2 protein-coding genes are annotated in these 1,194 nt (G+C 46.1%); both read right to left on the reverse strand.

Going from position 1 to position 1,194, the window contains the following annotated elements; translation table 11 throughout:
• The coding region (fliS, locus tag A3751_RS19810; RefSeq protein WP_068458661.1) for a flagellar export chaperone FliS at positions 1-319 on the reverse strand (319 nt) is incomplete at its 3' end.
• A gap of 13 nt (positions 320-332) precedes the next feature.
• The coding region (gene fliD, locus A3751_RS19815; protein WP_197466544.1) for a flagellar filament capping protein FliD at positions 333-1,194 on the reverse strand (862 nt) is incomplete at its 5' end.

A 1,194-nucleotide genomic window follows, 5' to 3' on the forward strand; every position in this document is an offset into this window, starting at 1 on the left:
CTTCCTCTAGTATTGCGATGTCGTTCTTCATATTTGCTTCGAGTAGTCGATTCTCACAATATGTGTATAACTGAGTGAGGTTCTCGGCGAGCTCAGATGACTGTGAGTCGTCAATGAAACTTCGCAGCCCTGCCAGAATGTCAATCGTCTTACTTATCAACTTATTCTTAGCTTCGTAATCCTTTGCCTGGATACGAGCTTTAGCTGTGTTTATTCGGTCTAAGGCGCCATCGTAAAGCAGCTGAATCAATTTATGACGATCTACATCGACTACACTCGTTTGCGTATTTACAGCCGCATACTGATTTAGTGCTTTCATTCTTTACTCTCCATTACTCTTTACTACCAATGCCAGCCAAAGCTTCTAGCTGACCCTTGATAAAATCTTGTGTGCTGTTTAGTCGCGCAATCAAAATATCTGCTGCCGTAAACTGCTTTGCCAATCGCGTTTCCAGATTGAGCAATCGCTCATTGAGACGAGCTCTAGACTCCGCGATCGACTCAAGCTCAGCGTTCAGTCTCTCATTCTTAGCAGTAATCGTTCCATCTACAGATAAAAAGTTAGTAATTGCGTCAACTAAGCGCTCTCCAACCCCTTCAATATAGCTAATATCACCGCGATTTCCTGTTTGACCACCATTAATTCGAACAGAAAGACCTTCAACATCAGAGCCGTCGGCTCCGGTTAGTATCTGACCTTCTCCAGTTGCTGCTTTACCATTAATCGTACCTGCCACGTCTACACCGTCTGCGGCCGTAGCAACAGATAAACCAAGTGCTGTAGTCGTGTTTGTATCAACGGTAGTAATTTCTAGCTTTGAATTACTACCATACCGGTCAGAAGTGATGCTCAAGGCCCCACTCCCATCAACACTAACAGTAACAGACGCCCCGATGCCTGACAGCGTCGCGTCAGAATTGATCTTGGACTGTATCTCCGCAGCAAGCTCAGTCTGCGTATACGTTCCGGCAGCTAAACTAATCGTGGCGGAGCTAAAGCCATCCACACTAATTGATAACTCATCGTTATCGGCATCAATCACTGTCGAGGCGGCTAACGCAGAACCGCCCGTCAGACTCGCGCGCGTCGCTACTTGCGTAATATTTAGCTCATAACTACCAGGAACGGTATTTTGGCCAGCGCTAAAGAATTCGACCTGACTATCGCTCGCTCTTCCCTGATCGGCAAAAATA

It is taken from the genome of Oleiphilus sp. HI0080 (assembly GCF_001635135.1).